The 25,795-nt window shown below is 74.4% G+C and carries 20 protein-coding genes; 6 read left to right on the top strand and 14 right to left on the bottom strand.

The genetic code is table 11. The features are described 5' to 3' along the window. Positions 1-51 precede the first annotated feature (51 nt). The 6 genes from ACFWOG_RS07640 to ACFWOG_RS07615 form a co-directional block, all read right to left on the bottom strand. Entirely contained in the window at positions 52-3,039 is a 2,988-nt protein-coding gene (locus ACFWOG_RS07640; protein ID WP_380355797.1) for an FAD-binding and (Fe-S)-binding domain-containing protein, read from the bottom strand. Between the two features lie 188 nt (positions 3,040-3,227). Continuing rightward, positions 3,228-4,271, bottom strand: a complete 1,044-nt coding sequence (locus ACFWOG_RS07635) for a glycosyltransferase family 2 protein (RefSeq protein ID WP_380355794.1) — start codon at positions 4,269-4,271, stop codon at positions 3,228-3,230. A gap of 61 nt (positions 4,272-4,332) precedes the next feature. Beyond that, positions 4,333-4,986: a GNAT family N-acetyltransferase gene (locus ACFWOG_RS07630; protein WP_380355791.1), complete on the bottom strand. Its 654-nt coding sequence runs from the start codon at positions 4,984-4,986 to the stop codon at positions 4,333-4,335. A gap of 384 nt (positions 4,987-5,370) precedes the next feature. After that, positions 5,371-6,057: a transglycosylase SLT domain-containing protein gene (locus ACFWOG_RS07625; RefSeq protein ID WP_355405480.1), complete on the bottom strand. Its 687-nt coding sequence runs from the start codon at positions 6,055-6,057 to the stop codon at positions 5,371-5,373. 682 nt (positions 6,058-6,739) lie between these two features. Beyond that, positions 6,740-7,633, bottom strand: coding sequence for an EI24 domain-containing protein (locus ACFWOG_RS07620; protein WP_380355787.1), 894 nt, complete (start codon positions 7,631-7,633; stop codon positions 6,740-6,742). Between the two features lie 226 nt (positions 7,634-7,859). Continuing rightward, positions 7,860-9,320, bottom strand: coding sequence for an amino acid permease (locus ACFWOG_RS07615; RefSeq protein ID WP_380355784.1), 1,461 nt, complete (start codon positions 9,318-9,320; stop codon positions 7,860-7,862). A gap of 287 nt (positions 9,321-9,607) precedes the next feature. Between ACFWOG_RS07615 and ACFWOG_RS07610 the strand changes: the two genes are divergently transcribed. Further along, on the top strand, positions 9,608-10,921 hold the full coding sequence (locus tag ACFWOG_RS07610; protein ID WP_329952664.1) for a metallophosphoesterase: 1,314 nt from the start codon (positions 9,608-9,610) through the stop codon (positions 10,919-10,921). 51 nt (positions 10,922-10,972) lie between these two features. Here the strand turns inward: ACFWOG_RS07610 and ACFWOG_RS07605 are convergent, their stop codons facing one another. Both ACFWOG_RS07605 and ACFWOG_RS07600 read right to left on the bottom strand, forming a co-directional pair. Next, positions 10,973-13,207: an MMPL family transporter gene (locus ACFWOG_RS07605; protein ID WP_380355782.1), complete on the bottom strand. Its 2,235-nt coding sequence runs from the start codon at positions 13,205-13,207 to the stop codon at positions 10,973-10,975. A gap of 197 nt (positions 13,208-13,404) precedes the next feature. Continuing rightward, entirely contained in the window at positions 13,405-13,617 is a 213-nt protein-coding gene (locus ACFWOG_RS07600) for a hypothetical protein (protein WP_380355779.1), read from the bottom strand. A 231-nt stretch (positions 13,618-13,848) separates the two neighbouring features. On the opposite strand from ACFWOG_RS07600, the gene ACFWOG_RS07595 reads away from it, so the two are divergent. Both ACFWOG_RS07595 and ACFWOG_RS07590 read left to right on the top strand, forming a co-directional pair. Beyond that, positions 13,849-14,868 (top strand): Ku protein, encoded by a 1,020-nt coding sequence (locus ACFWOG_RS07595; RefSeq protein WP_380355776.1) that lies wholly within the window; start codon positions 13,849-13,851, stop codon positions 14,866-14,868. A 28-nt stretch (positions 14,869-14,896) separates the two neighbouring features. Then, positions 14,897-15,178 carry a hypothetical protein gene (locus ACFWOG_RS07590; RefSeq protein WP_329884291.1) on the top strand — a complete coding sequence of 94 codons (282 nt, stop codon included), beginning with the start codon at positions 14,897-14,899 and terminating at the stop codon, positions 15,176-15,178. Between the two features lie 100 nt (positions 15,179-15,278). Here ACFWOG_RS07590 and ACFWOG_RS07585 read toward each other — a convergent pair whose 3' ends face one another. The 5 genes from ACFWOG_RS07585 to ACFWOG_RS07565 form a co-directional block, all read right to left on the bottom strand. Then, positions 15,279-17,015 (bottom strand): DUF2079 domain-containing protein, encoded by a 1,737-nt coding sequence (locus tag ACFWOG_RS07585; protein ID WP_380355772.1) that lies wholly within the window; start codon positions 17,013-17,015, stop codon positions 15,279-15,281. 132 nt (positions 17,016-17,147) lie between these two features. Continuing rightward, positions 17,148-18,536 carry a DUF2079 domain-containing protein gene (locus ACFWOG_RS07580; protein ID WP_380355769.1) on the bottom strand — a complete coding sequence of 463 codons (1,389 nt, stop codon included), beginning with the start codon at positions 18,534-18,536 and terminating at the stop codon, positions 17,148-17,150. Between the two features lie 320 nt (positions 18,537-18,856). Beyond that, entirely contained in the window at positions 18,857-19,315 is a 459-nt protein-coding gene (locus tag ACFWOG_RS07575) for an RICIN domain-containing protein (protein ID WP_329884297.1), read from the bottom strand. Between the two features lie 352 nt (positions 19,316-19,667). Further along, positions 19,668-21,056, bottom strand: coding sequence for an NADP-dependent succinic semialdehyde dehydrogenase (locus ACFWOG_RS07570; protein WP_329884299.1), 1,389 nt, complete (start codon positions 21,054-21,056; stop codon positions 19,668-19,670). Between the two features lie 145 nt (positions 21,057-21,201). Next, positions 21,202-21,483, bottom strand: coding sequence for a DUF6158 family protein (locus ACFWOG_RS07565; protein ID WP_329884301.1), 282 nt, complete (start codon positions 21,481-21,483; stop codon positions 21,202-21,204). Positions 21,484-21,638: 155 nt separating this feature from the next. On the opposite strand from ACFWOG_RS07565, the gene ACFWOG_RS07560 reads away from it, so the two are divergent. The 3 genes from ACFWOG_RS07560 to ACFWOG_RS07550 are packed head-to-tail and all read left to right on the top strand — an operon-like array spanning position 21,639 to position 24,699. Beyond that, positions 21,639-22,253: an ArsR/SmtB family transcription factor gene (locus ACFWOG_RS07560; protein ID WP_380355763.1), complete on the top strand. Its 615-nt coding sequence runs from the start codon at positions 21,639-21,641 to the stop codon at positions 22,251-22,253. Further along, a complete protein-coding gene (locus ACFWOG_RS07555; protein ID WP_380355760.1) occupies positions 22,250-23,653 on the top strand; it encodes an MFS transporter in 1,404 nt (467 codons plus the stop codon). Before ACFWOG_RS07560 ends, ACFWOG_RS07555 begins: the two co-directional genes overlap by 4 nt. Before the next feature lie 44 nt (positions 23,654-23,697). Continuing rightward, positions 23,698-24,699, top strand: a complete 1,002-nt coding sequence (locus ACFWOG_RS07550; RefSeq protein ID WP_380355757.1) for an adenosine deaminase — start codon at positions 23,698-23,700, stop codon at positions 24,697-24,699. A gap of 47 nt (positions 24,700-24,746) precedes the next feature. Here ACFWOG_RS07550 and ACFWOG_RS07545 read toward each other — a convergent pair. Further along, positions 24,747-25,795: MupA/Atu3671 family FMN-dependent luciferase-like monooxygenase (locus ACFWOG_RS07545; RefSeq protein WP_380355754.1), on the bottom strand; the 1,049-nt coding region annotated here is incomplete at its 5' end.

The following is a 25,795-nucleotide window of genomic DNA, read 5'->3' as shown; positions in this document are numbered from 1 at the left end:
GGGCCGCGCTGTCAGCGCTCCGCGCGCGGTGCCGGGCCGCTCCGGCCGGGGTCAGCCCTGTGCGCGCAGGGCCCGCTGCATCAGCTCCGCCAGGTGCACGGCCTGCCGCCCCTGGGCGAGTTGGGCGATCTGGGTGCGGCAGCTGAAGCCGTCGGCCAGTACCACCGTCTCCGGCGAGGCCGCCCGTACCTCCGGCAGCAGCACCCGTTCGGCGATCGCCACCGACACCTCGTAGTGGCCGCGCTCGAAGCCGAAGTTGCCCGCCAGCCCGCAGCAGCCGGAGTCCAGCACCCGGTTGTCGACGCCCATCCGCGCCTCGATCCGGCGGTCCGCGGCGGTGCCGAGCACCGCGTGCTGGTGGCAGTGGGTCTGGGTGACGGCCTCCACCGGCAGCTGCGGCAGAGGTGCGTCCGGGGCGAACTCGTCGACGAACTCGGCGAAGGTGCGGGTCCGTTCGGCCACCTGGCGGCCGTCGGCGCCGAGCAGGCGGGGCAGGTCCTCGCGCAGCGTCGCGGTGCAGCTCGGATCCATCCCGATCACCGGGGTGTCGGCGGGCAGGCCGGTGGCGGCGAGTGCGGCCAGGCTGCGCCGCATCACCCGCCGGGCGCCGGGGAGTTGGCCGGTGGAGTACCGGGTCAGGCCGCAGCAGACCGGGCCGGCCGGCAGCCGCGCGTCGAAGCCCAGGTGCTCCAGCACCTCGACGGCGGCGCGCAGCACGTCGGGCTGGAGGTGGTTGGAGAAGGTGTCCGGCCAGAGCAGCACCGGCCGCGAGCCCGGCGGGGCGGGGTGCTCGGCCCGGTGCCGCCGGTACCAGCGGGTGAAGGTCTCCGGGGGCAGGACGGGCAGCACCCGACGCCGGTCCACGCCGCCGAGCCGCTTCAGCGGGCCGGCGGCGGGCGAGCGCGCGACCAGGTTGGCCAGGCCGGGGGCCAGCGCGGCGGCCCGCAGCCAGAGCGGCAGCCGCCCCATCGCGTAGTGCGAGGCGGGCCGCAGCCGGTGCCGGTAGTGCTGGTACAGGAACTCGGTCCGGTAGGTCGCCATGTCGACGTGGACCGGGCAGTCGCTCGCACAGCCCTTGCAGCCCAGGCAGAGGTCCAGCGCCTCGCGCACCTCCGCCGACCGCCAGCCGTCCGGGACGGCTTCGCCGCGCAGCATCTCGGCGAGCAGCCGGGCCCGGCCGCGGGTCGAGTGCCGTTCCTCGCCGGTGGCCATGTAGCTCGGGCACATCACCCCGGTGGTCGGGTCCACGCACTTGGCGACGCCGACGCACCGGTGCACCGCCTTGGCCAGGCTGCCGCCGTCCTGCTCGAACGGGAGGGCGAGCGGCAGGGTGCGCAGCGGACCGTCGAACCGCAGGTCGGCGTCGAGCGGGCGCGGGTCGACCAGGGCGCCCGGGTTGAGCAGGTTCTCGGGGTCCCAGATCCGCTTGAACTCGCCGAACAGGGCGATGATCCCGGGCGGGTACATGCGCGGCAGCAGTTCGGCGCGGGCCTGTCCGTCGCCGTGCTCGCCGGAGAGCGAACCGCCGTACGAGACCACCAGGTCGGCCGCCTGCTCCATGAACTCCCGGAAGACCGGCAACCGCCGGGGCTCGGTGAGCGGGAAGTCGATCCGCAGGTGGACGCAGCCCTCGCCGAAGTGCCCGTACGGGATGCCGCGCAGGCCGTGCCGGCGCAGCAGCGCGCGCAGGTCGCGCAGGTAGTCGCCGAGCCGCTCCGGCGGGACGGCCGAGTCCTCCCAGCCGGGCCAGGCCTCGCTCCCCCCGCGCTGCCCGCCCTGCCCGCCGCCGGCACCGTCGGCTGCTTCGCGCGGGAGCCGGGTGACGATCCCGGCGCCGGCCTCGCGCACCCCCCAGAGCTGCTTCCGCTCGGCCGGGTCGGTGACCACGGAGACGGTCGCGGTCCGTTCGCGCCGCACCGCGTCGGCGAGCCCGCGCGCGGCGTCCAGGGCCTCGGCGGGCGTCGTGCCGCCGGCCTCCAGGAAGAGCCAGCAGGCGCCGTCCGGCAGCCGGTCGAGGGCGGGCGGGCGCGGGCCGGCGGCGAGCAGTGCGGCGACCAGGTCGGCGGCCATGCCCTCGACGGTGAGCGGGCGCAGCGGCAGCAGGGCGGGGACGGCGTCGGCGGCGGCGGTCTCGTCCGGGTACCCGGCGACCACCAGCACACGGGCGGGCGGTTCCTCGACCAGCCGGACGGTGGCACCGAGCAGCAGGGCGCAGGTGCCCTCGGTGCCGGTCAGCGCGCGGGCCAGCCGGTGGCCGCGCTCGGGCAGGAGGGCGTCCAGCGGGTAGCCGGAGGTGCGGCGCGGCAGGTCGGGCATGCCCTGGCGGATGGCGGCCAGGTTCCGTTCGGTGAACTCCTGGAGCCGGGTGTGGAGCCGGCCGACCGGGCCGGGCAGGGCACGGAGGGCGGTGCGATCCGCCGTGCCGAGGGCGCCGCCGACGGTGAGTTCGGTGCCGTCGGCGAGCAGCAGGTCCAGCGACTCGACGTTGTCGGCCGTCCGGCCCCAGGTCACCGAGTGCGCGCCGCAGGAGTCGTTGCCGATCATGCCGCCGAGCGTGCACCGGCTGTGGGTGGAGGGGTCCGGGCCGAACCGCAGCCCGTACGGGCGGGCGGCCCGCTGGAGGTCGTCCAGCACCGTGCCCGGTTCGACCCGGGCGGTCCGGCGCTCCGGGTCCACGGCGTGGACGGCGCCGAGGTGGCGGCGGAAGTCGACGACCACGGCGCCCGGGCCGATCGCCTGCCCGCCGACGCCCGTCCCGGCCCCGCGCGGCACCACCGGCACCCCGTGGGCGCGGCAGAGCGCGAGCGCGGTGCGCACGTCGTCCAGGTCGGCGGGCTTGACCACGCCGAGCGGCAGGTGGCGGTAGTTGGAGGCGTCGTGGCTGTAGACGGTCCGTTCGGCCGCACCGAACCGGACCTCGCCGCGCAGGACGGCGGCCAGTTCGCGGGCCAGGTCGGCACCGGGGGTGGGGGACGGGCGGCTCACGGGCGGTCCTCCCGGGCGGAGGTCGGGGGGCGGGGCGGCGGTCCCGCCGATCATCGCAGCCGGGCCCGGCCGTGCGGTACCGCCCACTCCGGTGGACCGCCGCCCCGGCCGCCGACGGCGGCCGGGGCGCACGTCCGGCCCGCGCGCGCCTGGCCCGCGCACGTCCGGGGACGGGACCCGGAGGGCCTGGAGCTTGTCTGACCATTCCCGCCGGGCGCTCGACGCGGGTTGCCAGAAGAGCTCTAGCGCCGGCCGGTGAGGGTGCCGCGGGCGATGTGCGACAGCTTGGCGACCTCGAAGGCCGGGTAGGCTCCGCCGGCCAGCAGCGAGAACTTGACGCCCTCCCGGCCGGCGGGCCGCCGGTGGCCGGGCGGCTGGAACCGGCGGTGGTGCTCGGCCGCCCGGTGGAAGAACTGCGGCCGCTCGGCCCGGGAGACGCAGCCGGCGAGGTCGAAGACGAACAGGTAGTGCCGGATCATCCGGGTGAACAGGGCGTCCCGGACGGCGTCCGGCCCGGGACCGCCGCTCCCCGCGGGCGCGTCAGGACCCTCCTCCAGCAGCTCGTCCAGCAGGGCGAAGGAGCGCTCGTACTGGTCGAAGAGGTCGAACCGGCTGCTGCCCGGCGAGCCGGTCGGGTGGACGGTCTCCCGGCGGCGCAGCTGCACGCAGTCCTGCGGGAGCACGGCGATCCGCGCGGCCGTCAGCATCGCCCGGTGGACCAGCGGGATCTCCTCGTACATGCCGTCGGGGAAGGCCAGGCCCCGCTCCTGCCAGTGCGCGCGGCGCAGCAGCCGGTCCCAGGCCAGGGCGGGCGCGCCCAGCAGTTCCGGGCGGTCCAGCGGGCCGAGGACGTCGGGGCCGGCCGCGGCCAGCTGCGCCTCGGCGCCGCCGGGCCAGTCCCGGCCCGCGTGCCGCCGGGTGTGTCCGAACAGCAGAAGGTCGACCGGGCCGGTCCGGTCGAGGCGGTCGGCGAGGGCCCGGAGGGCGTCCGGGGGGACGTGGTGGTCGGCGTCCAGGAAGAGCAGGTACGCGCCCCGGGCGCGGGCCGCGCCGGCGTTACGGGCGGTCCCGACCCCGACCGCCGCGTCGAGGCGGAGCACGGAGACCTGCGGGTGCCGGGCCGCGTAGGTGTCGGCGAGGACGGTCGCGGACTCGGGGGAGCGGTCCGCGACGACGAGGACCTCGAAGTCGCGGAACGACTGGGCGAGCAGCGAGTCCAGGCAGTCCGCCAACTGTTTCTGCTGGTCGTGGGCGGGGAGCACGACGCTGATCAGGGGTGAGGGCATGGGGCCGGAGCGTAGGAGCGTCTGCGAACGGTGGCAAAGCCCTGACGGCGCATCATTCTGATCAATACCCGTCAAATCGTACGGGCGTGCGCCATATCTTCACCGGCTCCTCCGGGCGCGTCCACGTCAGGACGCGCCCCGGGCCGACTCCCGGGCCGACCCCCGGGCCGACCCCAGGGCCGGGCACCGACCCGCTCGCCAGGTCGCGGAGGTACCAGTCCAGCCGGTGACCGTCCCTCCCGGTCACCGGTGCCTCCCCGGCGCGGCGGAAACCCGCCCGCCGGGCGACGGCGGCCGAGGCGCCGTTCTCCGGGTCGACCCGGATCACGCCCTGCGCGGCCCCCTCGCCCGCCGCGTAGCCGCAGACCAGGTGGACGGCGCGGGTCGCCAGCCCGCGACCGCGCCACTGCGGGTAGAGGCCGTAGGCGATGTTGACCTGGTCCGGACCGAGGTCGGGCAGGGCGAACCGCAGGTCGATCGTGCCGGCGAGGGTCGGCCCGGGCCCGGTGCGGATCCCGAAGGCGCGCGCGGGCCCTCCGGACGCCCACTGCGCGGTGCAGCGCCGTACGTACGCCTCGGTGGCGGCCCTGGTGCTCGGTGCGCCGTTGAGCCAGCGCACCAGCTGCTCGTCCTCCCCGGCCAGATGCGCGTCGATGTCCTCCACGCGGAAGGGCGTGAGGGTGACGACACCGTCCGAGAGCGTCACACGGTCCACACCGTCACTCTTCCGGGCGCCGACCGGGTGCGGCCAGCGAATTTCGGGCGAAAGGGGGCCGGAACCGGTCAGGATGCCGTGCCGGCCCGCTGCCGGCGCGGCAGCAGCGCCACCGCGACCGCGGCCGGCGCGACCACGCCCGCCCCGGTCGGCAGGTGACCCGCATGGCCTCGACGAACGCCGTCCGCGCCTGGTCGGCGACCGGACCACCGAGCCGGGAGGCGGCGGCCAGCGAGGAGCGGGCCGCGTCCGCGAGCTGCGGGGGCAGGGCGGTGACGTCCACCCGGCTCCGGTGGACGGCGCCGAGCACGCTGCCGAGGACGCGGCCGAGCCCGCAGGCGGGACGCCTGCGGGCTCGGGGTGTGCCGGTGTTGCCGGGCCGGCTCAGTACCAGTGGTGCGACTGCCAGAAGGACCAGGCGCCGCACGGGCTGCCGTAGCGGGAGTTCATGTAGTCCAGGCCCCACTTGATCTGGGTGGCCGGGTTGGTGCGCCAGTCGGAGCCGGCCGAGGCCATCTTGGAGGCGGGCAGCGCCTGGACCAGGCCGTAGGCGCCGGAGGACGCGTTGGTGGCGGTGACGTTCCAGCTGCTCTCGCGGGCCACGATGTTGCTGAAGCACTGGAGCTGGCCGGCCGGGACGATCCGGGCGGCGATCTCGCGCGGGCTTCCGGAGGGGACAGGCTTGCTGTTCAGCGCGGCGCGCTCCTGCGAGCGGGAGGCGGCGGCCTCGGCGTCGGCCTTGGCCTTGGCGTCCGCCTGGGCCTGCGCCTGCGCCTGGGCGTCCGCCTGGGCCTGGGCCTCGGCCTGCGCCTGTGCGGCGGCGGCAGCAGCGGCGTCGGACTCGGCCTGTGCCTGTGCCTGTGCGTCCGCTGCGGCCCGGGCCTCGGCGTCGGCCTGCGCCTGGTCGGCGACCGGCTGTCCGTCCACCGAGACGGCGGCCACCGGGGCGGCGGCCTCCGCGACGGCGGTGCCGGTCTGCGGGATGGCGAGGGCGGCGGTGGCCGCACCCGCCACCACGAGGGTGGCGACACCGGTGATCAGCGAGTTGCGGCGGGCATGGCTGAGCTGCAAAGCGAACAATCCTTTTCCGTCGGGGGGCCGTCAGGGCCGTCGGTGGCCGTCGGGTGTGCCGGGCGCCGTTCGGGCGGTGGCACGGGCGCCGGGCGCCGTACGGGCCGGCTCGGGTGAGCGGGGTCCGCGGTGGCGTACCGGACGGCCTGATGCCCCGGCGGAGTGCGGGGCGGGCGGGGTGCGCGGCGGTGGGACCGGTCCGCGCTGCCTGGCGACGGACCATTCTTGGCAGAGCCCGGGACGGGCGGCAATGCCGCGGGCTACTACGCCCGGTCGTGGATGTGCGGGGTGGAAACGCCGAAGCGCCCGACCGGGGGCGGGCGCTTCGTGGCGATTTGTCCGTTTTCGTGAATTCCTGGGCGGGGCTACTGGGTCGCCGACGAACGAACGGCTCCGATCCGGTCACCGCCTGCGTTCTTCCCCCCGGGGGTGGGCGGCCCCGCCCCGCCGGTCCGCCGGAAACGGCGGGTCCGGGGCCCGTCGGACGCGGTCGACCGGGCGGTGTCCACTATCGGCGGCAGTAGACCGGCGAACCCGTGTGGGCGGCCTCACAGCCGGACCGGGCGGCGGTCGACGCAGGGTGACGCCGCGGTCACCGGTCCGGCCCGCCGCCGGGTCTCCCGGGCGGGCGGGTGCGCCCCGCCGGGCCGGACGGCACCGCCCACCGGGCCTTCCCGTCCGGTCAGGTGCTCCGGTAGGGGTTCGGCTCGGGCGGCAGCGGCGGAGCGCTCGCGTACGGGTTGCCGGGCACGGGACCCTGCGCGTCGTACCCCGGCAGGTCGGGGACGTCGGCGGAGGCGTCCTCCTCGCCGTCCTCGTTCGCCGGCTCCTCCTGCTCCTCGACCGGCACCAGGTCACGGGCCAGGAGGGTGGCACCGGCCACCGCCCCCGGCATGGCGATCACCGTCACCAGCGGCACCAGGAACGCCAGGACCAGCGGCACGCCGAAGCCGAAGGCGAGTCCGAGCCGGGCGCGCAGCAGCCGGATCCGCTCGCGCTGCGGCACCCCGCGCCGCTGGAGGCCGACCGAGGTCAGCTCGACCGCGAGGAAGAACCCGGAGACCAGGAAGCCCAGGACGGGGACCACCGTCTGCCCGATCACCGGGATGAACCCGCAGGCGAACAGCACCACGCCGAAGCCGGCCGCCCGGACCAGCACGTAGAGGCTGTCCCGGGCCGAGATCACCAGCTCGCGCCAGAGCGGCGTGTCGGGCGCGGCCGGAGCGCCGCCCTCGGTCTCGTCGACCTTCTCGCAGAGCGCCTCGTAGAAGGGCTGGCCGACCAGCAGTGTGACTGCGGTGAAGGTGAGGACGGAGAGCATCAGGCCGCCGACGAAGACGATCGCGGCGAGCGCGGTGCGCAGCATGCCCTGCCAGGGCGAGCCCCAGTCGTCGGCGAACGGGGTGGCCCAGTCGGCGATGTCGCCGGCCCAGCCGCCGAGGAAGAACAGCGCCACGACGTAACCGACCAGGGTGATCAGCGCCGGGATCATCCCGAACGCCCACCAGCGGCCGTGTCGGCCCACCCACTTCTGGCCCTTGGCCAGGTACCCCATCCCCGCTGCAAGATCTCGCATGAGGGGAAGGGTAGGTGCTGGTACGTCAGCGGGTCATATCCGTCCCGTCACGGAACGGAACGGAGCGCGGGGCCCGGCCGGGGAGCCCGCCCGGGGCCGGCCCGCCGGACGGGGCGGACGGCGAGGGCAGCGGTCCGGCCGGGCGGACCGGCGGGAACGCGACACCGGGCCCGGGAACCTCCGCAACGGCTCCCGGGCCCGGTGGTTCGCGGGCGGCGTGCTCGGCTCAGGAGGCCGAGGTCACCGCCGCGGCCCGCCGCCGGCGGCCCACCACGGCCGACGCCGTCAGCACGATGGCCGCGGCGACCAGCGACAGGTACATCTGCTTCCGGCCGTCGGAATCGGTGAACATGTACGCCATCACGAAGCCGATCATGCCGATCGCGGTCCAGGTGAGGTACGGGTACAGCCACATCCGGACGGTCAGCCGCTCGGGCATCTCGCGCTCGATGATCCGGCGCATCCGCAGCTGGGAGAAGCAGATCACCAGCCAGACGAAGAGCGCCACCGCACCCGAGGAGTTGAGCAGGAAGGAGAAGACGGTGTCGGGGGAGGTGTAGTTGAAGAAGACGGCGACGAAGCCGAACACCACCGAGGACAGGATCGCCACCTGCGGCACGCCGCGCTTGGTCACCGAGGCGAAGGCCTTCGGCGCGTCGCCGCGCTGCCCGAGCGAGAAGGCCATCCGGGAGGCGGTGTACATGCCCGAGTTCAGGCAGGAGAGCACGGCGGTCAGCACGATCACGTCCATCACCCGACCGGCGCCCGGGATGCCGATGTGCTCCAGCACCGCCACGTACGGGCTGCCCTTGACCGAGGCGGAGTCCCACGGCAGCAGGGTCACCACGAGCAGGATCGAGCCCAGGTAGAACACGCCGATGCGCCAGATCACGCTGTTGGTGGCCTTGCTGACCGCCTTCTCCGGGTCCTCGGACTCGCCGGCGGCCAGGGTGACGATCTCGCTGCCCATGAAGGCGAAGACGACGGTGAGCATGCCGGTGAAGACCGCACCCACACCGTGTGGCAGGAAGCCTCCGTGGCCGACCAGGTTCTCGGTGCCGACGGCCCGGGTGCCGGGCAGCAGGCCGAACACCGCCAGCGTGCCGACGACCAGGAAGGCGGCGATCGCCACCACCTTGATCCCGGCGAACCAGAACTCGAACTCGCCGTAGGAGGCGACCGAGGCGAGGTTGGTCGCGGTGAGGACGGCCATGACGATCAGCGCGAACGCCCACTGGGGGACGCCGGGCATCCAGCTGTTGAGGATCTTCGCGCCGGCGGTGGCCTCGACGGCCAGCACCACGACCCAGAAGAACCAGTACAGCCAGCCGATCGAGAACCCGGCCCAGCGGCCGAGCGCCCGGTCCGCGTACGCCGAGAAGGAGCCGCTCTGCGGGTCGGCCGCGGCCATCTCGCCGAGCATCCGCATGACCAGCACGACCAGGACTCCGGCCAGCGCGTAGGAGAGCAGGATGCCGGGGCCGGTGGCGGCGATGCCCGCGCCCGAGCCGACGAAGAGGCCGGCGCCGATGACGCCGCCGATGGCGATCATCGACAGGTGGCGGTTCTTGAGTCCGGCCTTCAGGTGGCCGTCGCCACCGTGACCGGGCTGCTGCTGCGGGGTGGTGCCGTTCGCGGAGGCGTCGACCGGGGGCGATTCGGTCGAGGTGGTGGTTTCCGCACTCATCTGAGGGTGCCCTGTGCCTTTCCAGCGCGGCCTGACCCTCGACTCGTACGCCGGAGGGTGGGGGACGGATCCGCGCATTGCGGTGCAACCTAACTTCTACCTCCGAGTATCGGAACAAGGCCCCGGAAAATGTTCGCTCAGCGGACGTGAAACAGCAGGTCAGAGGGGGTGAAGAGGGGGCGGTGAAAGCTCAAATCTGACACAGTGCCAGGTCGCCGGGGGTGGGGCGGGACTGCCGGCGGCCCGCCTGCGGGGTCCGTCGGGCGGCCGTTCATACTGGCCGCGTGATGATCGTCCTCGTGGTGTTCGGCATCCTCCTCCTGCTGGCCGTCCTGGCCCTCGCGCACTGGTACCTCTGGCGCCGCCTGGTGCGCGACGTCTCCGTGCCGGGCGGGCGGTGGCGCCGGGCCGGCACGGTGCTCGCCGTCGTCCTGCCGCTGCTCGCCCTGGGGGCGGTGATCGGCGGGCGGGCGCTCCCGATGGCCGTGGAGCGGTGGCTGGCCTGGCCCGGGTACCTCTGGCTGGCGGTGCTGCTGTACCTGCTGCTGGCGCTCGGTGTCGGCGAGGCCGTGCGTCCGCTGCTGCTGCGCCTGCCGGCGCGCCGGGCGGAGGCCGGGCGGGTGGCCGAACCGGCACCGGTTGCCGACCCGGCTGATCCGGCGGACCCGGCGGACCGGACGGTTCCGGAAGCGCCCCGGGAGGTTCAGGAGGCCCGGGAGGTCCCGGAGGTTCCGGGGAGCGGGGCCGGCGCGCCGTCGACGTCCTTCGCCCCCTCGCCCGAGCGGCGACTCTTCGTGGCCCGGGCGGTCGCGCTCGGCGCCTCCGGCGCGGCGGCGGCCGTGGTCGGCACCGGCGCCTACGGGGTCCTGCGCGGACCCGGGCTCAAGCACGTGACCGTGCCACTGGCCAAGCTGCCCGCCCGGGCGGACGGCTACCGGATCGCGGTGGTCAGCGACATCCACCTCGGGCCCATCCTCGGCCGCGCCCACACCCAGCGGATCGTGGACACCATCAACGGGGCGCAGCCCGACCTGATCGCGATCGTGGGCGACCTGGTGGACGGCAGCGTCGCCGAACTCGGCCGGGACGCCGAGCCCTTGGCGCAGCTGCGGGCCCGCGACGGCGCGTACTTCGTCACCGGCAACCACGAGTACTTCTCCGGCGCGGCCCCCTGGGTGGACTTCGTCCGCGAGCTGGGTGTCCACCCGCTGCAGAACGCCCGGGTGGAGCTGGGCGGCTTCGACCTGGCGGGGGTCAACGACATCGCCGGCGAGAAGGAGGGCGACGGTCCGGACTTCGGCAAGGCGCTCGGCGACCGCGACCGGGCCCGTACCTCCGTCCTGCTGTCGCACCAGCCGGTCACCATCCACGACGCGGTCCGGCACGGCGTCGACCTCCAGCTCTCCGGGCACACCCACGGCGGGCAGCTCTGGCCGGGCAACTTCCTGGCCGAGCTCGCCAACCCCACGGTCGCCGGGCTGGAGCGGTACGGCGACACCCAGCTCTACGTCACCCGTGGCGCCGGTGCCTGGGGCCCGCCGGTCCGGGTGGGCGCGCCGTCCGACATCACCGTCGTCACCCTCGCCTCGCTCCGGGCCTGAGCGCGGGCCCGGCGCGGCGCGGTCCGACCCGCGCGCTCCGGGTCGCGCCGGTCAGACCCGCTCGCTCTCGCCCTCGGTGTCGATGTGGGGGAGGATCCGGTCGAGGAAGCGGGGCGTCCACCACGCGGCCGGGCCGAGCAGCGTCATGACCGCCGGTACCAGCAGCAGCCGGACGATCGTGGCGTCGATCAGGACGCTCACCGCCAGGCCCAGGCCCATCATCTTGATCACGATGTTGTCGCTGACGATGAACGCGGCGAACACGCTGACCATGATCAGCGCCGCACAGCTGATCACCCGCGCCGTGATCTCCAGCGCGTGCGCCACGCCCGCCCGGCTGTCGCCGGTCCGCAGCCAGGCCTCGTGCACCCGGGAGAGCAGGAAGATCTCGTAGTCCATGCTCAGGCCGAAGACGATCGCGAACATCATCATCGGCACGTAGCTCTCGATCGGCACGGTGCCCGAGACGCCGAGCGCCGGACCGCCCCACCCCCACTGGAAGACGGCCACCAGGACCCCGTACGACGCCGCGATCGAGATCAGGTTGAGCACGGCGGCCTTCACCGCGACCAGCAGCCCGCGGAACACGATCAGGATGATCAGGAACGCGAGCCCCACCACCACCGCGATGATCCACGGCAGCCGGCTCGACACGATGTCCAGGAAGTCCACCTGCGCGGCGGTCGTCCCGGTCACGTACGTCTCGGCGCCGGTGCCGGCCACGGACTGCGGGAGCACCGTGTCGGCGAGCCGGTTGACCAGCTCGGTGGTGCTCTGCTCCTGGGGCGCCTCCGCCGGGATCACGGTGGACACCAGGATCACGCCGTCCGGGCTGGGCTGGAGCGGGCCGACGCTGGCCGCGCCCGGCAGTCCGGTCAGCGCCTGCTGCACGGCGCTCTGCACCCCGGACCGGTTCCCGGCCGGCACCGCGCTCTGGTCCACCACCAGCGTGAGCGGCCCGTTGGAGCCCGGGCCGAAGGCCTCCGACATCAGGTCGAAGGCCCGCCGGTCGGTGAACGAGGTCGGGTCGGCGCCGTCGTCGATGTGCCCCAACTGGATGGAGAACAACGGGATCGCCAGGATCGCGATCACGATCACGCCCCCGGTCAGGAACCACCACGGCCGCCGCTCCACCCGCCGGGCGTAGCGGTGCCAGCTCCCGGTGATCTCCTCGCCCGGCGCGGCCCCGGTCTCGGCGACCGGTCGCCGCACGTGGTAGCGGTCCATCCGCCGCCCGATCAGCCCCATCAGGGCGGGCAGCAGGGTCAGCGCGCCGAGCACCGCCGAAACCACGGTCACCGCAGCCGCGACACCCAGCTTGGCGATGAAGGAGACCCCGGAGACCGAGAGCCCGGTCAGGGCGATGACGACCGTGCAGCCGGAGACCAGGACGGCCCGCCCGCTGGTGGCGACCGCCTGCCCGGCCGAGGCCACCGGATCGTGGCCGTCCATCAGGTTCTGCCGGTGCCGGGTGAGCAGGAACAACGCGTAGTCGATGCCGACGCCCAGCCCGATCATCGTGGCCAGCGTCGGTGCGACCGTCGCGAACGTGGAGAGGGCCGCCAGCAGCCCGAGCACACCCAGGCCGACCACCGCGCCGATCAGCGCCGTGACCAGCGGGAGACCGGCCGCGATGACGCTGCCGAAGCCGATCAGCAGCACCACGATGGCGACCGCGAAGCCGATCGCCTCGCTGGTCCGGTCGTCCGGGGCGGGGCGGGCCAGCTCGCCGAGCGGGCCGCCGTACTCCACCTGCACCCCGGCGGCCCGCAGCGGCGCGACGGCGGTGTCCACCTCGTCGAGGTAACTCTCGCCGAGCGTCGTCGGGTTGGCGTCGAACCGGACGGTGATGTACCCCGTGAGGCCGTCCGTCGACAGCGGTCCGCCCGGCGGCGCGGCCTGTCCGGCCGGGGGCAGCGGGCTCTGCACGGACAGCACGTGCGGCAGCTGCTGGAGCGCGGTGAGCGACTGGGAGAGCGGCGACTCGAAGCCGGCCAGCGGCTGGGCGTCGTGCAGGACGATCTGGGCGGCGGTGCCGGCGGCCGCGGGCTCGTGCGCCTGGAGCACGTTCTTCCCCTGCGCGGCCTGGGTGCCCGGCAGCGAGAAGTCGTCGGAGTAGGTGCCGCCCACGGTCCGGTTGGCGATCTGGACGCACGCGAGGACCGCCAGCCAGAGGACGATCACGAGCACGGAGTGCCGGGCGCACCACTCGCCGGTCCGGCGGAGCAGGCCGCGGCGGGACCGGGAGGGTGGGCTGGGGGTGGCGGCCCGGCTGGGCGGCGTCATGGGCTCTCCCGGGGGTGGGTCCGCCGCGCGGTGGCCGCCGAAGAGCGGCAGCGGGGCGGGCCGGATGCGACAAACCCTAGGTCGCGCGGGTGCGCCGGGCCCGGGGAAGGGCGGCCCGCTGCTCCCTTCGGGCGGTCCGGGTGCCGGTCGGGGTGTCGGTCGGGGCCGGTCCGGGTGCCGGTCCGGGCCGGTCGGGGTCAGTCGGCCCGCAGGGCCAGCACGGTGACGAGCCGGGCGTCGGCGGGGTTCCCGGTGAGGCGCGCGGCCAGCACCGCCGGGATGTCGCTCTCCTGCGAGTACCCGGGCACGACGGTGACCTCCGTCTCCCGTACGCCGTCCGTGCCGGCGACCGCGTAGGTCACCCGGTACCTGGTCGCGTCGGGCGGCGGGACCGCTCCGGTCCTCCGCATCGGGCACCACCTCCGTCCCGCCGTCATTGTCCGCCCGGACGCGGGTGGAGGGGGTGCCGGGCGCGGAGCCGCCCCGGGCGCACGGCCCGCCGGCCCGCGTGCCCGGGCCGCGTGCCCGGGCCGCGACGCGATCCTGTGGCCGATCGGGACGAACCCGGGCAGAGTGGAGATTCCGGGCGCGACGCCCCGGCAGCGGGAACCACCGGGACGGCTCCGGGAAGGAGCGACCCCATGCAGACCACCTGGAAGGGGACGATCAGCTTCGGCCTGGTCTCCATCCCCGTCCACCTGTACTCCGCCACCCAGGAGCACGACGTCCCCCTGCACCAGGTGCACGCGAAGGACGGCGGCCGGGTCCGGATGAAGCGGTACTGCGAGCAGGAGGCGAAGGAGGTCCCGTACGCGGAGATCGCCAAGGGCTACGAGTCCCCGGACGGCCGGACCGTCACCCTCACGGACGAGGACCTCGCGGACCTGCCGCTGCCCAGCAAGAAGATCATCGACGTGCTGGCCTTCGTGGACGCGGCCGAGATCGACCCGCTGATGTTCTCCAAGGCGTACTACGTCGGTGTCGCCGACAAGGCCGCCGCCAAGCCGTACGCGCTGCTCCGGGACGCGCTGGTCGAGTCCGGACAGATCGCCGTCACCAAGATCGCGCTGCGGACCAGGGAGTCCCCGGCCGTGCTGCGCGTGCACGACGGCACGCTGGTCCTCCAGACCTGCATCTGGCCCGACGAGGTCCGCCCGGCCGCCGGCATCGCGCCGGAGGAGGAGGTCACCGTCCGGCCCCAGGAACTGAAGATGGCGCGTTCGCTGATGGAGACCCTCTCCGAGGACTTCGACCTCGGCCAGCTCCACGACGACTACCAGAAGGCGCTCCAGCAGGTCATCGAGGCCCGGCTGCAGGGGGTCGAGGTGCCGCACGAGGAGGAGCCGGGGGAGGCGCCGGACAACGTGATCGACCTGATGGAGGCGCTGCGCAGCAGCCTCCGGCAGGCCAAGGGGGCGCACCCCGGCCGGGCGGGCGGACGGCCGACAGAGGCCGACGTCAGCACCGAGGGGGCCGACAGCACCGATGAGACCTTCGAGGAGAAGCCGGCCCCGCGCAAGCGCGCCGCGGGTACGAAGAAGGCGACTCCCGCCAAGCCCACCGCCGCGGCGGCGCGGAAGGGCACCGCCTCGGCCACGAAGAAGACCGCCGCCAAGAAGACCACGACCCGAAAGTCCACCACCCCACGGAAGGCCTCGTGACCTCCCGCCACCCCGGAGGTGATCCCCGATGGACCTGCTCACCTACAAGGCTCTCGACACCGGCCCGGAAGCTCCGGCCCACCCGAGCCTGGCCCACCGCGCCTGGCACGGCCTGCTCGGCCTCAGCCCGACGGCCGTGGTCCTCCTGGTCGGCCTCTCGCTCGGCCTCGGCGCCGTCGGCGCCCAGGTCACGTCGCTGCCCTGGCTGATCGTCTTCAGCGTCATCTGGGGGGTGACCGTGATCGCCCTGGTCGGCGTGGTGGCCCGCTGGCGGACGCCCGGCCGGGGCCGGCACCGGATGGCCACCTGACGTCCGCCGGGGCGGTCCCCCGCCCGTGATCGCGGGGAACCGCCTCGTGCGGGGGAGTTCCGGACGGGGGAGGCCGGGGCGGGGCCGCCGCGGGTGCGGATCAGCCCTTGAACAGGTTGTGGCCGACGTCCGACGGCACGAGCTCCTTCACCGGCGTGCTGTCCCCGTCGGGCACCCGGGCGCCGGGGACCGGCTCGTCGCTCTCGCGGTGCAGCAGCACCACGCCCTGTTCGGCCCAGACCTGCCGGTAGCCGTGGGCGAGCAGCAGCGCGATCCGCTCGGCCTGCTCCACGTCCGACTGGAACGGGAAGGTCCGGGTGTCGGACCGGATCAGGACGTACTCCCGGCCGCGCGGCACGCCGTCGACGAGGACGGTGTCGGTCCGGCCGACCAGCCGGGGCACCACCTGGTTGTCGGCCTCGACCCGGGCGCCGTCGGGGATCTGCCCGGCGCCGCGGACCAGCGCCGCGTTGCTCGCCGAGGGCCGCCAGCCGGCCGGCGTCAGCAGGCTGATCCCGCCCAGCATCACGCTGCTCGCCAGCGAGACGGCCACCACGGCGAGGCCGAGACCGGTACCGGCCCGCCGCCGCAGGCCGCCCCGGGCGTGCAGGCGGCCGAGCGCCTCCAGGGTGGCGGTGAGCAGCACCGGCCAGAGGAAGGCGTCGTAGTGGTGGGCGATCGACCAGTGGTTGGCGTTGTCGGAGAGGACCCGCTCGGCGAGCAGCGGCAGCAGGCAGAGCGTGGTCGCCGAGCGCAGCGGGAGCAGGAACAGGGTGCCGAACAGCCAGAGCACCAGCAGCGGCTTGAGGGTCGCGTTGGTGGCGACCCGGAGCAGCAGCAGCGGGTCGCCGAGCACGTTGGTCAGCGCCGTCCCGGCGTCCGGGCCGATCGGGCCGTAGACCCAGTAGTAGTCCGGCTGCCCGCCCATCGCGGGGATGAGCCACACGATGGCGAGCGCCGAGGCGAGCGGGCCGCCGACCAGCAGCCCGGCGCCGTACAGCAGGCCCCGCCGGTCGCCGGCCCGCTCGCCCTGCCGGTCGCCGCGCGGGCGGTTGCGCCAGAGCAGGACCAGGCCGTAGACGCCGACCAGCAGGCCGAGGTCCTCCTTGGTGGCGCAGAGCAGCGCGGCGGCGAGGGCCGCGGTCCCGTACCGGCGGGCGAGGCCGCGTTCGAGCATCAGCAGGGTGAGCGGGACGGCGAAGGCGACTTCGTGGAAGCCGCCCCGGCCGGCGGCGAGCAGCGGCCAGCCCAGCCCGTACACCAGACCGGCGAGGTCGGCTGCCAGGCGGGCGGCGCGGGTCGCGCCGGGGTCCTCGTCGCGGGCGGTCGCGGAGGCGTCCCCGCCGGGTCCGGCGGCCGGTGCCGACGCGTCGGCCGGTACGGGGGAGGGGCGCCGGAAGCAGTGCACGGCGATGCGGCGGACCAGCGGGACGCCGGCGGCGAGGAGGAGCGCCTGACCGAGGATCAGGGTGCGAGGGTCCTCCCAGATCCAGTAGAGCGGGGCGAGCGCCGCCAGCACCGGTGAGAAGTGGTCGCCCAGGAGCGAGAACTCGGGCGGGAACTCGTGGTGGTAGCTCTTGACCGGCGCGACCGGGAGACCGAAGTGCGCGTAGGCCGCGACACCCTGGTGGAAGATCCCCAGGTCGAAGCCGCCCAGTTGGACCGCCGACCACTGCTGCAGCCCGCAGGCCGCGGTGACCGCTAAGCAGAGGAACGTCAGGACGGCCGTCCGGCGTCCGGAGAGCGCGGCGGTCCGTGGCGCGGGCGGTCGGGAGGCGCGCGGCAGCAGCGGCCGGATCGTACGGGTGGACGGGGTGAGTCCGGTTTCGACTGGCACGTGATCCCTGAAGTGGTCGGAGTCGGAGGCAGGTGGGCCGGGTCCGGCCGGGCCTGCCCGGTGGGGCCGGCCCGGGGCCGGGCCGGACTGTGCGTCGGGCGGGACCGCGGGCCGGTCCCGTCCGACGGCCGGTCAGCCGGTGGTCCCGGCCTGCTCGGTGGCGGTCCGCCGGAGCAGGGTGATGCCGTGCTCGCTGCGGACGACGTGGTAGCCGCCCTGCTTGGCGAGGGCGACCTCCTCGCGTTCGCGGTCGGGCGACAGCGGCCAGCCCATCGGCCGGCCCTCGTCCACCACGATCCACTCGGCGGTCGACCAGCTCTGCGGCCAGCCGAACACGATGACCTCGCAGCGGTTGGTCAGCTGGGGCACCAGCCGGTTGGACGCGGAGACCCGGGCGCCGTCCGGGACGGCGGCCAGGACCGACCGGGCGGCCTCGACCCGCGCCGGGGTGCGCCAGAGTTCGAGGCCGAAAAGCTGGCTGAACGCGAAACCGGGCAGCAGGACGAGCGTGACCGCGAGGCTGACCGGCAGCGCGGCCCGGGCGGCCCGCCGGTGCAGCACCCCGGGGTTGGCGCGGGCCTTCACCAGGACGTCCACGAGGGCGAGGAACACGATCGGCATCAGGACGGCGCTGTAGTGGTAGCCGGTGCCCCAGTAGGCGGGGTTGTTGGAGAGCAGCCGCCAGCCGAGGGTGGGGAGCGCGACCAGCAACAGCGGGGACCGGACGGCCAGCAGCATGGTCGGGGCGAGCAGCAGCAGCACGGTCCGGACCTTCTCGCCCGGGGTGATGAGGTCGAGCGGGAGGGTGAGCAGGTTGCGGCCGCCCGAGCCGCCGCTCAGGTTGTCCCAGTAGGCGAAGCTGCCGCCGGGGCTCATCGCGGGCAGCAGCACCAGCAGTTCGAGCAGCGAGGCGGCCACGCCGAAGGCGACGGCGGCCGCACCGATCCGGCGGTTGCCGCGCCAGAGGATGTACCCGCCGACGGCGGCGACGGTGATGCCGAGGTCCTCCTTGACCAGGACCAGCGGCGCGGCCCAGGCGAACGCCGCCGCCCACCGCTGCTCGCCGAGCGCCGCCACCGAGAAGGCGACCAGCGGGACGGCGAAGCTGATCTCGTGGAAGTCGAAGCCGAGCGCCGAGGCCAGCCCCCAGGAGGCCCCGTAGCCGAAGCCGGTGATTAGGGCGGCGGCGGGCCCGATGCTGCGCAGCGCCCAGCGACTGATCGGCACGGCGGCGACGGCGAGCAACGCGGACTGACCCAGCAGCAGGACCTTGGCGGAGGGCCAGATCCAGTAGAACGGGGCGAGGACGGCCAGGATCGGCGAGAAGTGGTCGCCGAGGAGGTTGAACCCGGGGCCCTTCAGCTCGACGATCGGTCCGCGTCCCTCGGCGTAGCCGCGGACGCCCTGCTCGAAGATACCGAGGTCGTACCCGCTGGTGAGGAGAAGGTCGTGGCGGCGGACGGTAAAGAAGGAATAGACCAGGAATAGGGCGAGGGCGACCGCCCAGGGGATGAATCGCACCCGCCGATCGGCGGGGGATGGTGCGACCGATGGTTCGTCACCCTCCGTCCTTCGATGGAGTGCTGCGGTGAGTGTACTAATGGTCACTGAACATCCCCGTCGTTCCGGGTCGAGTGGTCTGTGCGGCCGATTCTCGCCAGCTGTTCGAGGCGGCGGGCGGGTTCAGCCACGAGCGAACGCCGCCGGGCGTGTCGGCCCCCGGGCGGGCACCGTAACATGGAGGTGCCCTCCCCGGCGATTGAGGCGTCGGGGAGGGCGTTTCATCGATGACCCGTCGTCAGGCCGTGCCGCCGGTCAGCCGGTGACCGGCTGATGCTGGATCAGTTCCACTTCTGGTACGAGCCGCCGTTGCCGCCCAGGGTGTAGACGTTCCCGTTGACGTTGCTGTCCAGGTAGAGCCCGGTGGCGACGTTCTGGTAGGCGTAACCGTTTCCGGCCCAGCTCTTCACCCACTTCTGGTAGTTGCCGCCGTTGCAGCCGAGGGTGTAGGCGTTTCCGGCGCCGTTGCTGTCGAGGCAGAGCCCCGTGGCGAGGTTCCGCAGGGTGTAGGTCGATCCGCCCAGGTCGTTGGCGTACCAGACCTGGTAGGAGCCGCCGTTGGCGGCCAGGGTGTAGACGTTGCCGGCGCCGTTGCTGTCGAGGACGCGGCTGGTGGCGAGGTTCGTGAGCGTGACGTAGCCGGAGGCGGCGCTGGCCTGGCCGGAGACCAGGACCGTCATCCCTCCGGCCAGGATCGCCGTCGAGGCGACAAGGGCAGCGGTGCGCTTGGCGAGCTTCATCGCATTTCCTTTCGATGCCGACCGGCCCTCCGGCCGGTCGACATCGAACTTATCCAAGGATTCCCCTTCGCAGGTTTTCCGGATCTCCGGAAATGCCCGGGTTCGGCCACTCGGAATTGGGTGGTCCGGATTTCCGGAGTATGAACGGAATAATTCCCGCCGGTTCGCGGGCGGGTGGAAATCGATATTCGGCGGGTCCGTGCTGAACAGGGGGTCCCGGGGGAGGATGTCATGGCAATGCCAGACAAAAGACGTGAAAGCCGCAAACCCGGCGCTGCGGCGCCCCGGGCCGCCGCGCGGGAACTTGGCCGTATCCGGCCGGGGCGGGGCCCCGGCCGGCCGTGCCGGTACCTCAGGCCACCCAGACGGTCGTGACGTTGCAGAACTCCCGGATGCCGTGGCCGGACAGCTCCCGGCCGAAGCCCGAGCGCTTGACCCCGCCGAACGGCAGCGCGGGGTGCGAGGCCGTCATGCCGTTGAAGAACACCCCGCCGGCCTGGATGTCCCGGACGAACCGCTCCTGCTCGGCCGGGTCCTCGGTCCAGACGTTGGAGCTCAGCCCGAACGGGGTGTCGTTGGCCAGGGCCAGCGCCTCGTCCAGGTCGGCGGCCCGGTAGACGGTGGCGACCGGGCCGAAGGTCTCCTCCTGGTGGATCCGCATCGCCGGGGTGATGCCGGTCAGCACCGTCGGCTCGTAGAACCAGCCCGCGTCCAGGCCCTCCGGGCGGCGCCCGCCGCACTCCACCCGCGCACCGTGCGCCCGCGCGTCCTCGACCAGGTCGGCCAGCTCGTCCCGGCCCTGCCGGCTGGCCAGCGGGCCGACCTCGGTGGCCTCGTCCATCGGGTCGCCCACCCGCAGGGCCCGCATCGCCGCGGTGAAGCCGGCGGTGAACCGCTCGTAGACGTCGGCGTGCGCGATGAAGCGCTTGGCGGCGATGCAGGACTGGCCGTTGTTCTGCGCCCGGGCCCGGACGGCGGTGGCGATCGCCGCGTCCAGGTCGGCGCTCGGGAGCACCACGAACGGGTCGCTGCCGCCCAGCTCCAGCACCGCCTTCTTCACCTCGTCGGCCGCGGTGGCCGCGACCGCCCGCCCGGCCGGCTCGCTGCCGGTGAGGGTCACCGCCGCCACCCGGGGGTCGCGGATCACGCCCTCCACCGCACCGGAGCCGATCAGCAGGGTCTGGAAGCAGCCCTCCGGGAACCCGGCCCGGCGGAACAGCTCCTCCAGGGCGACGGCCGTGCGCGGCACGTTGGACGCGTGCTTGAGCAGGCCGACGTTGCCCGCCATCAGGGCCGGTGCGGCGAACCGGACCACCTGCCAGAGCGGGAAGTTCCACGGCATCACCGCCAGCACCGCGCCCAGCGGCCGGTACCGGACGTAGGCGCGGGCGGCGCCGGAGTCGGCCACGTCGGCCGGGTCCGGATGCTCGTCGGCGAGCAGCGCCTCCGCGTGCTCGGCGTACCAGCGCATCGCCTTCGCGCACTTCGAGGCCTCGGCGCGGGCGGCGGTGAGCGGCTTGCCCATCTCCTCCGTCATGGTCCGGGCCACCGCTTCGAGGTCCTGGTCGAGCAGATCGGCGGCCCGCCGGAGCAGGTCGGCCCGGTACGGGAAGGAGCTGGTGCGGTAGCTGCGGAACGCCTCCTCGGCGCGGGCCAGCCGGCGCTCCACGCCGGCGGCGTCCAGCGGCTCGAAGGTCTCCAGGGTCTCGCCGGTCGCGGGGTTCACGCTTGCGATGGGCACGGGGGCACTCCCAGGGGTGCGTGGGCGGGTGGTTCCGGGGTCTGCCCCTCACCCTCGCCGACACCCCCCGTGCGGACGCGCCATGACCGCCCGGCGTGTCCCGCCGGGCGGTCGGCCCGCGGTGGTCGCCGCGGCGTCGGCGGGCTCAGTCCGGCAGCGACTCCACCCGGGCCGCCGCCTCCCGCGCGCGGGCGCCGGCCCTGGTCCGGCCGGCCGTGATCAGGCGGTTCGGGAAGCGGTGCAGGTACTCCGCCTCCAGCTGCCCGGTCCGCAGGGTGTGCCGCTTCAGCGCATCCTCCGAGCCGTACAGGAACGTCTCGTGGCGGGTCCGGTGCAGCTGTTCCAGCTCGTGCAGCAGCGTGTCGTTGCCCAGGGCGTGCGGGGAGATGCCCTCCGGCCTGGGGTGCGGGGTGTCGGGGTGCTGCATGTGGTCAACCTCCTCGGCGGAAGCCCCCCGCCTAGCCGGTGCCCCGCCGCGGGGCCCGGTACACCCGTTGGCGAGGGCGCGGGACGATCGAGGAAAGGACAAGAAGTCTTGCACAAGAGGTGTTGCACAAGAGTTCTTGTGGATAGGCTCGGCCCATGACCGAGCAACCAGACACCACCCCGGCCGACGGCGCCGCCCGCGGCGCCGTCCGGCAGATCTCCGACTCCCGCGTCCTGGCCGCCCTCACCCACCCCGTCCGCCGCCGTCTGCTCGACGTCCTCGCGGTGGACGGCCCCGCCACCGTCGGTCTACTGGCCGAACGCACCGGCCAGGCCGTCGGCAACGTCAGCCACCACCTCAAGGTGCTGGCCGGGGCCGACCTGGTCGAGGAGGCCCCCGAACTGGCCCGCGACCGGCGCGAGCGGTGGTGGCGGCCCACTTCGGGCACTCCGCGCTGGAGCCGCGCCGACTTCGAGTCCGACCCGGTGGACGCGGCCGTCGCCGACGCCGCCGGCTCGCTCCAGCTGGAACGCCAGGCGGCGCTGGTCCGCGGCTGGCTCGCCGCGCGGTCGGAGTACCCGCCCGAGTGGCGCGAGGGCTGCGCCGTCGGAACGGACGCCTGGCTGCGCCTCACCCCCGAGGAGGCCCGCGAGCTGGCGGCCGACCTGGTGGCGGTCCTGGAGAAGTGGGCCTCCCGGCCGGTGCCGGAGGACGGGCGGGTCCGGGAGTCCGTCTTCGCCTTCGCCCACAGCGTCCCGGCCCGGCCGTGACGCCCGCCGGCCCGCAGGCCGCGCGGGAGGCCGGACCCCGGTCCGGTGCGGAGGCCGGGCCGTCGGCACCCCCGGCCGTACCCCCCGCCGGATCGCCGACCGTTCCCGGCTCGCGGTGGGGTCTGCTCGCGCGGCGCGACTTCCGACTGCTCTGGGCGGGGGAGAGCATCAGCAAGCTCGGTTCCGGCGTCACCGCCGTGGCGCTGCCGCTCGTCGCGGTGGTCTCCCTGGGCGCCGGGCCGCTCGCCGCCGGTCTGCTGAGCGCGGCCGTCTGGCTGCCCTGGCTGGTGATCGGCCTGCCGGCCGGGGTCTGGGTCGGCCGGTGGTCCCGGCGGGCGGTGCTGGTCCGGTGCAACCTGGCCTCGGCGCTGCTGTACGCGTCCGTCCCCGCAGCCGGGTGGCTGGGCGTGCTGACGCTGACCCAGCTGTTGGTGGTCGCCCTGCTCGCGGGCACCGCGGCGGTCTTCTTCGGCGCCGCCTACCAGGCCTACCTGCCCGAGCTGGTCCGGCCGGAGGAGCTCACCGAGGGCAACGCCAAGCTCCAGAGCAGCGCCTCGGCCGCCCAGGTCGCCGGCCCGGGGGTGGCCGGGCTCACCGTCCAGGCGTTCGGTGCGGCCGCCGGGTTGCTCGTCGACGCGGTGAGCTTCCTGGCCGCCGCCGCGCTGCTGCTGCTGATCCGGGGCGCACCTGGCCGGCGCCGGGAGCGGGCGGGCGGGCCCGCGCCGGGCGCGTCGCTGGGCGGACAGGTGCGGGAGGGGCTCGCGTTCGTGCGTCGCGACCCCTACCTGAGGGCGCTCCTCCGGTACGGCGCGGCGGCCAACTTCGCGCTGGCCGGCTACCAGGCGGTCGCCGTGCTCTTCCTGCTCGACGAGGTGGGAGCGGATCCGGCGACGATCGGCCGGCTCGCCGCCGCCGCGGCGTTCGGCGGGGTGCTCGGGGCGGCGCTGGCGCGTCCGGTCGGCCGGTGGTTCGGCACGGCGCGCGGTGTGCGGTTCGTCCTGTCGGCCGCGACGCCCTTCGGCCTGCTGCTGCCGGCCGCCGGCTCGGGGCCGGGGGTCCTGCTGTACGCGCTCGGCTCGGCGGTCATGGTGGCCGCGGTGGTGCTGGCCAACGTGGTCTTCGGCAGTTTCCGGCAGGCGTACGCCCCGCCGGCGCTGCTCTCCCGGGTGCTGGCGACCGCGTCGGTGGCCAACCACGCGACCATCCCGCTGGGCGCGCTGGCCGGCGGGGTGCTCGGTGCGGCGCTCGGGCTGCGGGAGACGATGTGGACCATGACCTCGCTGCTGGTGCTCTGCGGCGGCGTCCTGCTCGCGTCGCCGATCCGGACGGTCCGGGACCTCCCCGCCGGGGCGGCCGGCCAGGGGGGACCGGCTGCCCGAAGAGGGGTGGGCGGATCGTAGGATGAAACCTTCGCATGCTTACCACTCACCCTGAACAGGCACTGATGTCACTCCCCAAGGCCGAACTCCACCTGCACATCGAAGGCACCCTGGAGCCCGAGCTCGCCTTCGCGCTCGCGGCCCGCAACGGCGTCACCCTGCCGTACGCGGACACCGAGGAGCTGCGCCGTGCCTACGCGTTCAGCGACCTGCAGTCCTTCCTCGACCTCTACTACGCGCTGATGGCCGTGCTGCGGACCGAGGAGGACTTCGGCGACCTCGCCGAGGCCTACCTGGCCCGGGCCGCGGCCCAGGGCGTCCGGCACGCGGAGATCTTCTTCGACCCGCAGGCGCACACCGCCCGGGGCGTCCCGCTCGCCGTGGTGGTGGACGGCCTCGGACGGGCGCTGGACCGGAGTGCCGAGCGCCACGGCATCAGCACCAGGCTGATCATGTGCTTCCTGCGGGACGAGTCCGCCGAGTCCGCGCTGGAGACCTTCGAAGCCGCCCGCCCCTGGTTCGGCGGGCGGATCACCGGCATCGGGCTGGACTCCGCCGAGGTCGGCCACCCGCCCGCCAAGTTCCGCGAGGTCTACCGGCTCGCGGCCGAGGCCGGACTGCACCGGGTCGCGCACGCCGGGGAGGAGGGCCCCGCCGCCTACATCACCGAGGCCCTGGACGTGCTCGGCGTCGAGCGGATCGACCACGGCCTGCGCTGCCTGGAGGACCCGGAGCTGGTCGACCGCCTGGTGCGCGAGCGGATCCCGCTCACCCTCTGCCCGCTCTCCAACGTCCGCCTCCGCTGCGTCGACACCCTCGCCGACCACCCGCTCCCGGCGATCCTCGACGCCGGATTGCTGGCCACGGTCAACTCCGACGACCCCGCCTACTTCGGCGGCTACGTCGGCGACACCTACGAGGCCCTGGCCGAGGCCCTGCGCCTCGACCGGGAGACCCTGCGGCTGCTCGCCGCCAACTCCTTCCGGGCGGCCTTCCTGACGGAGGAGCGGCGGGCGGAGCTGCTGGCCGAGGTGGCGGCGTACGAGTTCCCGGACGGCGACGCCTGACCCGACCTCCCGGGGAAGTCCGGGGCGGCGCCGCCCGGGAGACGGGCTCAGTGCCCGGCCGCGCCGCCCGGTCCGGCGACCCGGGCGCGCAGCGCGTCCAGGTGGTGGAGGGACTTCAGGACCTCTTGCTGGTCCACGCCGAAGTCGATGAGGCAGGCGATCTCGTCGACGCCCATCGCCGAGAGCCGGCGCACCACGTCCGCGCCGTCGTCGACGGTGCCGAACAGGCCGACGTCGGAGAAGAGGCGGTCGAAGGACCGGGTGAGCAGGAAGTCCCGGTCCCGGGTCGGTATCCGGTCCACCGAGAAGCCGTCCGCCCCCGGGGCGGCCGGGCCCGAGGACTGGAGGTCCATCGAGCTGCGGAGGAAGTCGGTGAGCGGCTCGCGGACCAGCTCGCGGATGCGCTCGCGGTCCTCGCCGAGCATGGTGTGCAGCATCAGTACGACGTGGCCGCTCGCCGGGTCGTGGCCCTCCTCGGCCAGGGCCTCCCGGTAGGTGGCGATGTTGCGCTCCAGCGCGTCGTGCTCCTGGCCGAGCTGGTGGGTCAGCACGCCCGCGCCCAGCCGCCCCGCGATCCGGAAGGTCTGCGGGGAGCCGGCGGCCGTGATCCAGATCGGCAGCTCGGGCTGCACCGGGCGCGGGAAGAGCCGGACGGCGCGCCGCTCGCCCTCGGCGCCGTCGAACTCGACCTCCTCGCCGCGCCACAGCCGCTGCACCGTGCGGGCCGTCTCGACCATGATGTTCTTGCGGTCCTGGAAGTTCTCCGGCTGGAGCACGAAGTCCCGGACGTGCCAGCCGGAGGCGAACGAGACGCCCACCCGGCCGCCGGAGAGGTTGTCGACGGCGGACCACTCCTCGGCGATCCGGATCGGGTGGTGCAGGGGGGCGACCACGCTGCCGGCCCTGATCCCCACCCGCTCGGTCACCGCGGCCAGCGCGGCGCTCGTCAGTGAGGGGTTGGGGAACTGCCCGCCCAGGCGGTGGAAGTGCCGCTCGGGGGTCCACACCGCACGGAAGCCGTGGGTGTCGGCGAAGCGGGCGCTCTCCAGCAGCAGCTGGTACCGGTCCCCGTCGGTGGCGGTGTCGGCGAAGAAGA

The sequence above is a fragment of the Kitasatospora sp. NPDC058406 genome (assembly GCF_042722765.1).
In the GTDB taxonomy this organism is placed as follows: domain Bacteria; phylum Actinomycetota; class Actinomycetes; order Streptomycetales; family Streptomycetaceae; genus Kitasatospora.
The sequence above is the reverse complement of the archived record's forward strand: the minus strand, read 5'-3'. Positions and strand labels throughout refer to the sequence as shown.

Bases quoted from the DNA above. Each gene is read 5' to 3' on its own strand.
- ACFWOG_RS07615 (WP_380355784.1), bottom strand. From the start codon at position 9,320: ATGAGTGCGGAAACCACCACCTCGACCGAATCGCCCCCGGTCGACGCC.
- ACFWOG_RS07590 (WP_329884291.1), top strand. From the start codon at position 14,897: ATGGACCTGCTCACCTACAAGGCTCTCGACACCGGCCCGGAAGCTCCG.
- ACFWOG_RS07550 (WP_380355757.1), top strand. From the start codon at position 23,698: ATGTCACTCCCCAAGGCCGAACTCCACCTGCACATCGAAGGCACCCTG.
- ACFWOG_RS07620 (WP_380355787.1), bottom strand. From the start codon at position 7,633: ATGCGAGATCTTGCAGCGGGGATGGGGTACCTGGCCAAGGGCCAGAAG.
- ACFWOG_RS07640 (WP_380355797.1), bottom strand. From the start codon at position 3,039: ATGATCGGCGGGACCGCCGCCCCGCCCCCCGACCTCCGCCCGGGAGGA.
- ACFWOG_RS07610 (WP_329952664.1), top strand. From the start codon at position 9,608: ATGATCGTCCTCGTGGTGTTCGGCATCCTCCTCCTGCTGGCCGTCCTG.
- ACFWOG_RS07565 (WP_329884301.1), bottom strand. From the start codon at position 21,483: ATGCAGCACCCCGACACCCCGCACCCCAGGCCGGAGGGCATCTCCCCG.
- ACFWOG_RS07560 (WP_380355763.1), top strand. From the start codon at position 21,639: ATGACCGAGCAACCAGACACCACCCCGGCCGACGGCGCCGCCCGCGGC.
- ACFWOG_RS07575 (WP_329884297.1), bottom strand. From the start codon at position 19,315: ATGAAGCTCGCCAAGCGCACCGCTGCCCTTGTCGCCTCGACGGCGATC.
- ACFWOG_RS07595 (WP_380355776.1), top strand. From the start codon at position 13,849: ATGCAGACCACCTGGAAGGGGACGATCAGCTTCGGCCTGGTCTCCATC.
- ACFWOG_RS07600 (WP_380355779.1), bottom strand. From the start codon at position 13,617: ATGCGGAGGACCGGAGCGGTCCCGCCGCCCGACGCGACCAGGTACCGG.
- ACFWOG_RS07605 (WP_380355782.1), bottom strand. From the start codon at position 13,207: ATGACGCCGCCCAGCCGGGCCGCCACCCCCAGCCCACCCTCCCGGTCC.
- ACFWOG_RS07635 (WP_380355794.1), bottom strand. From the start codon at position 4,271: ATGCCCTCACCCCTGATCAGCGTCGTGCTCCCCGCCCACGACCAGCAG.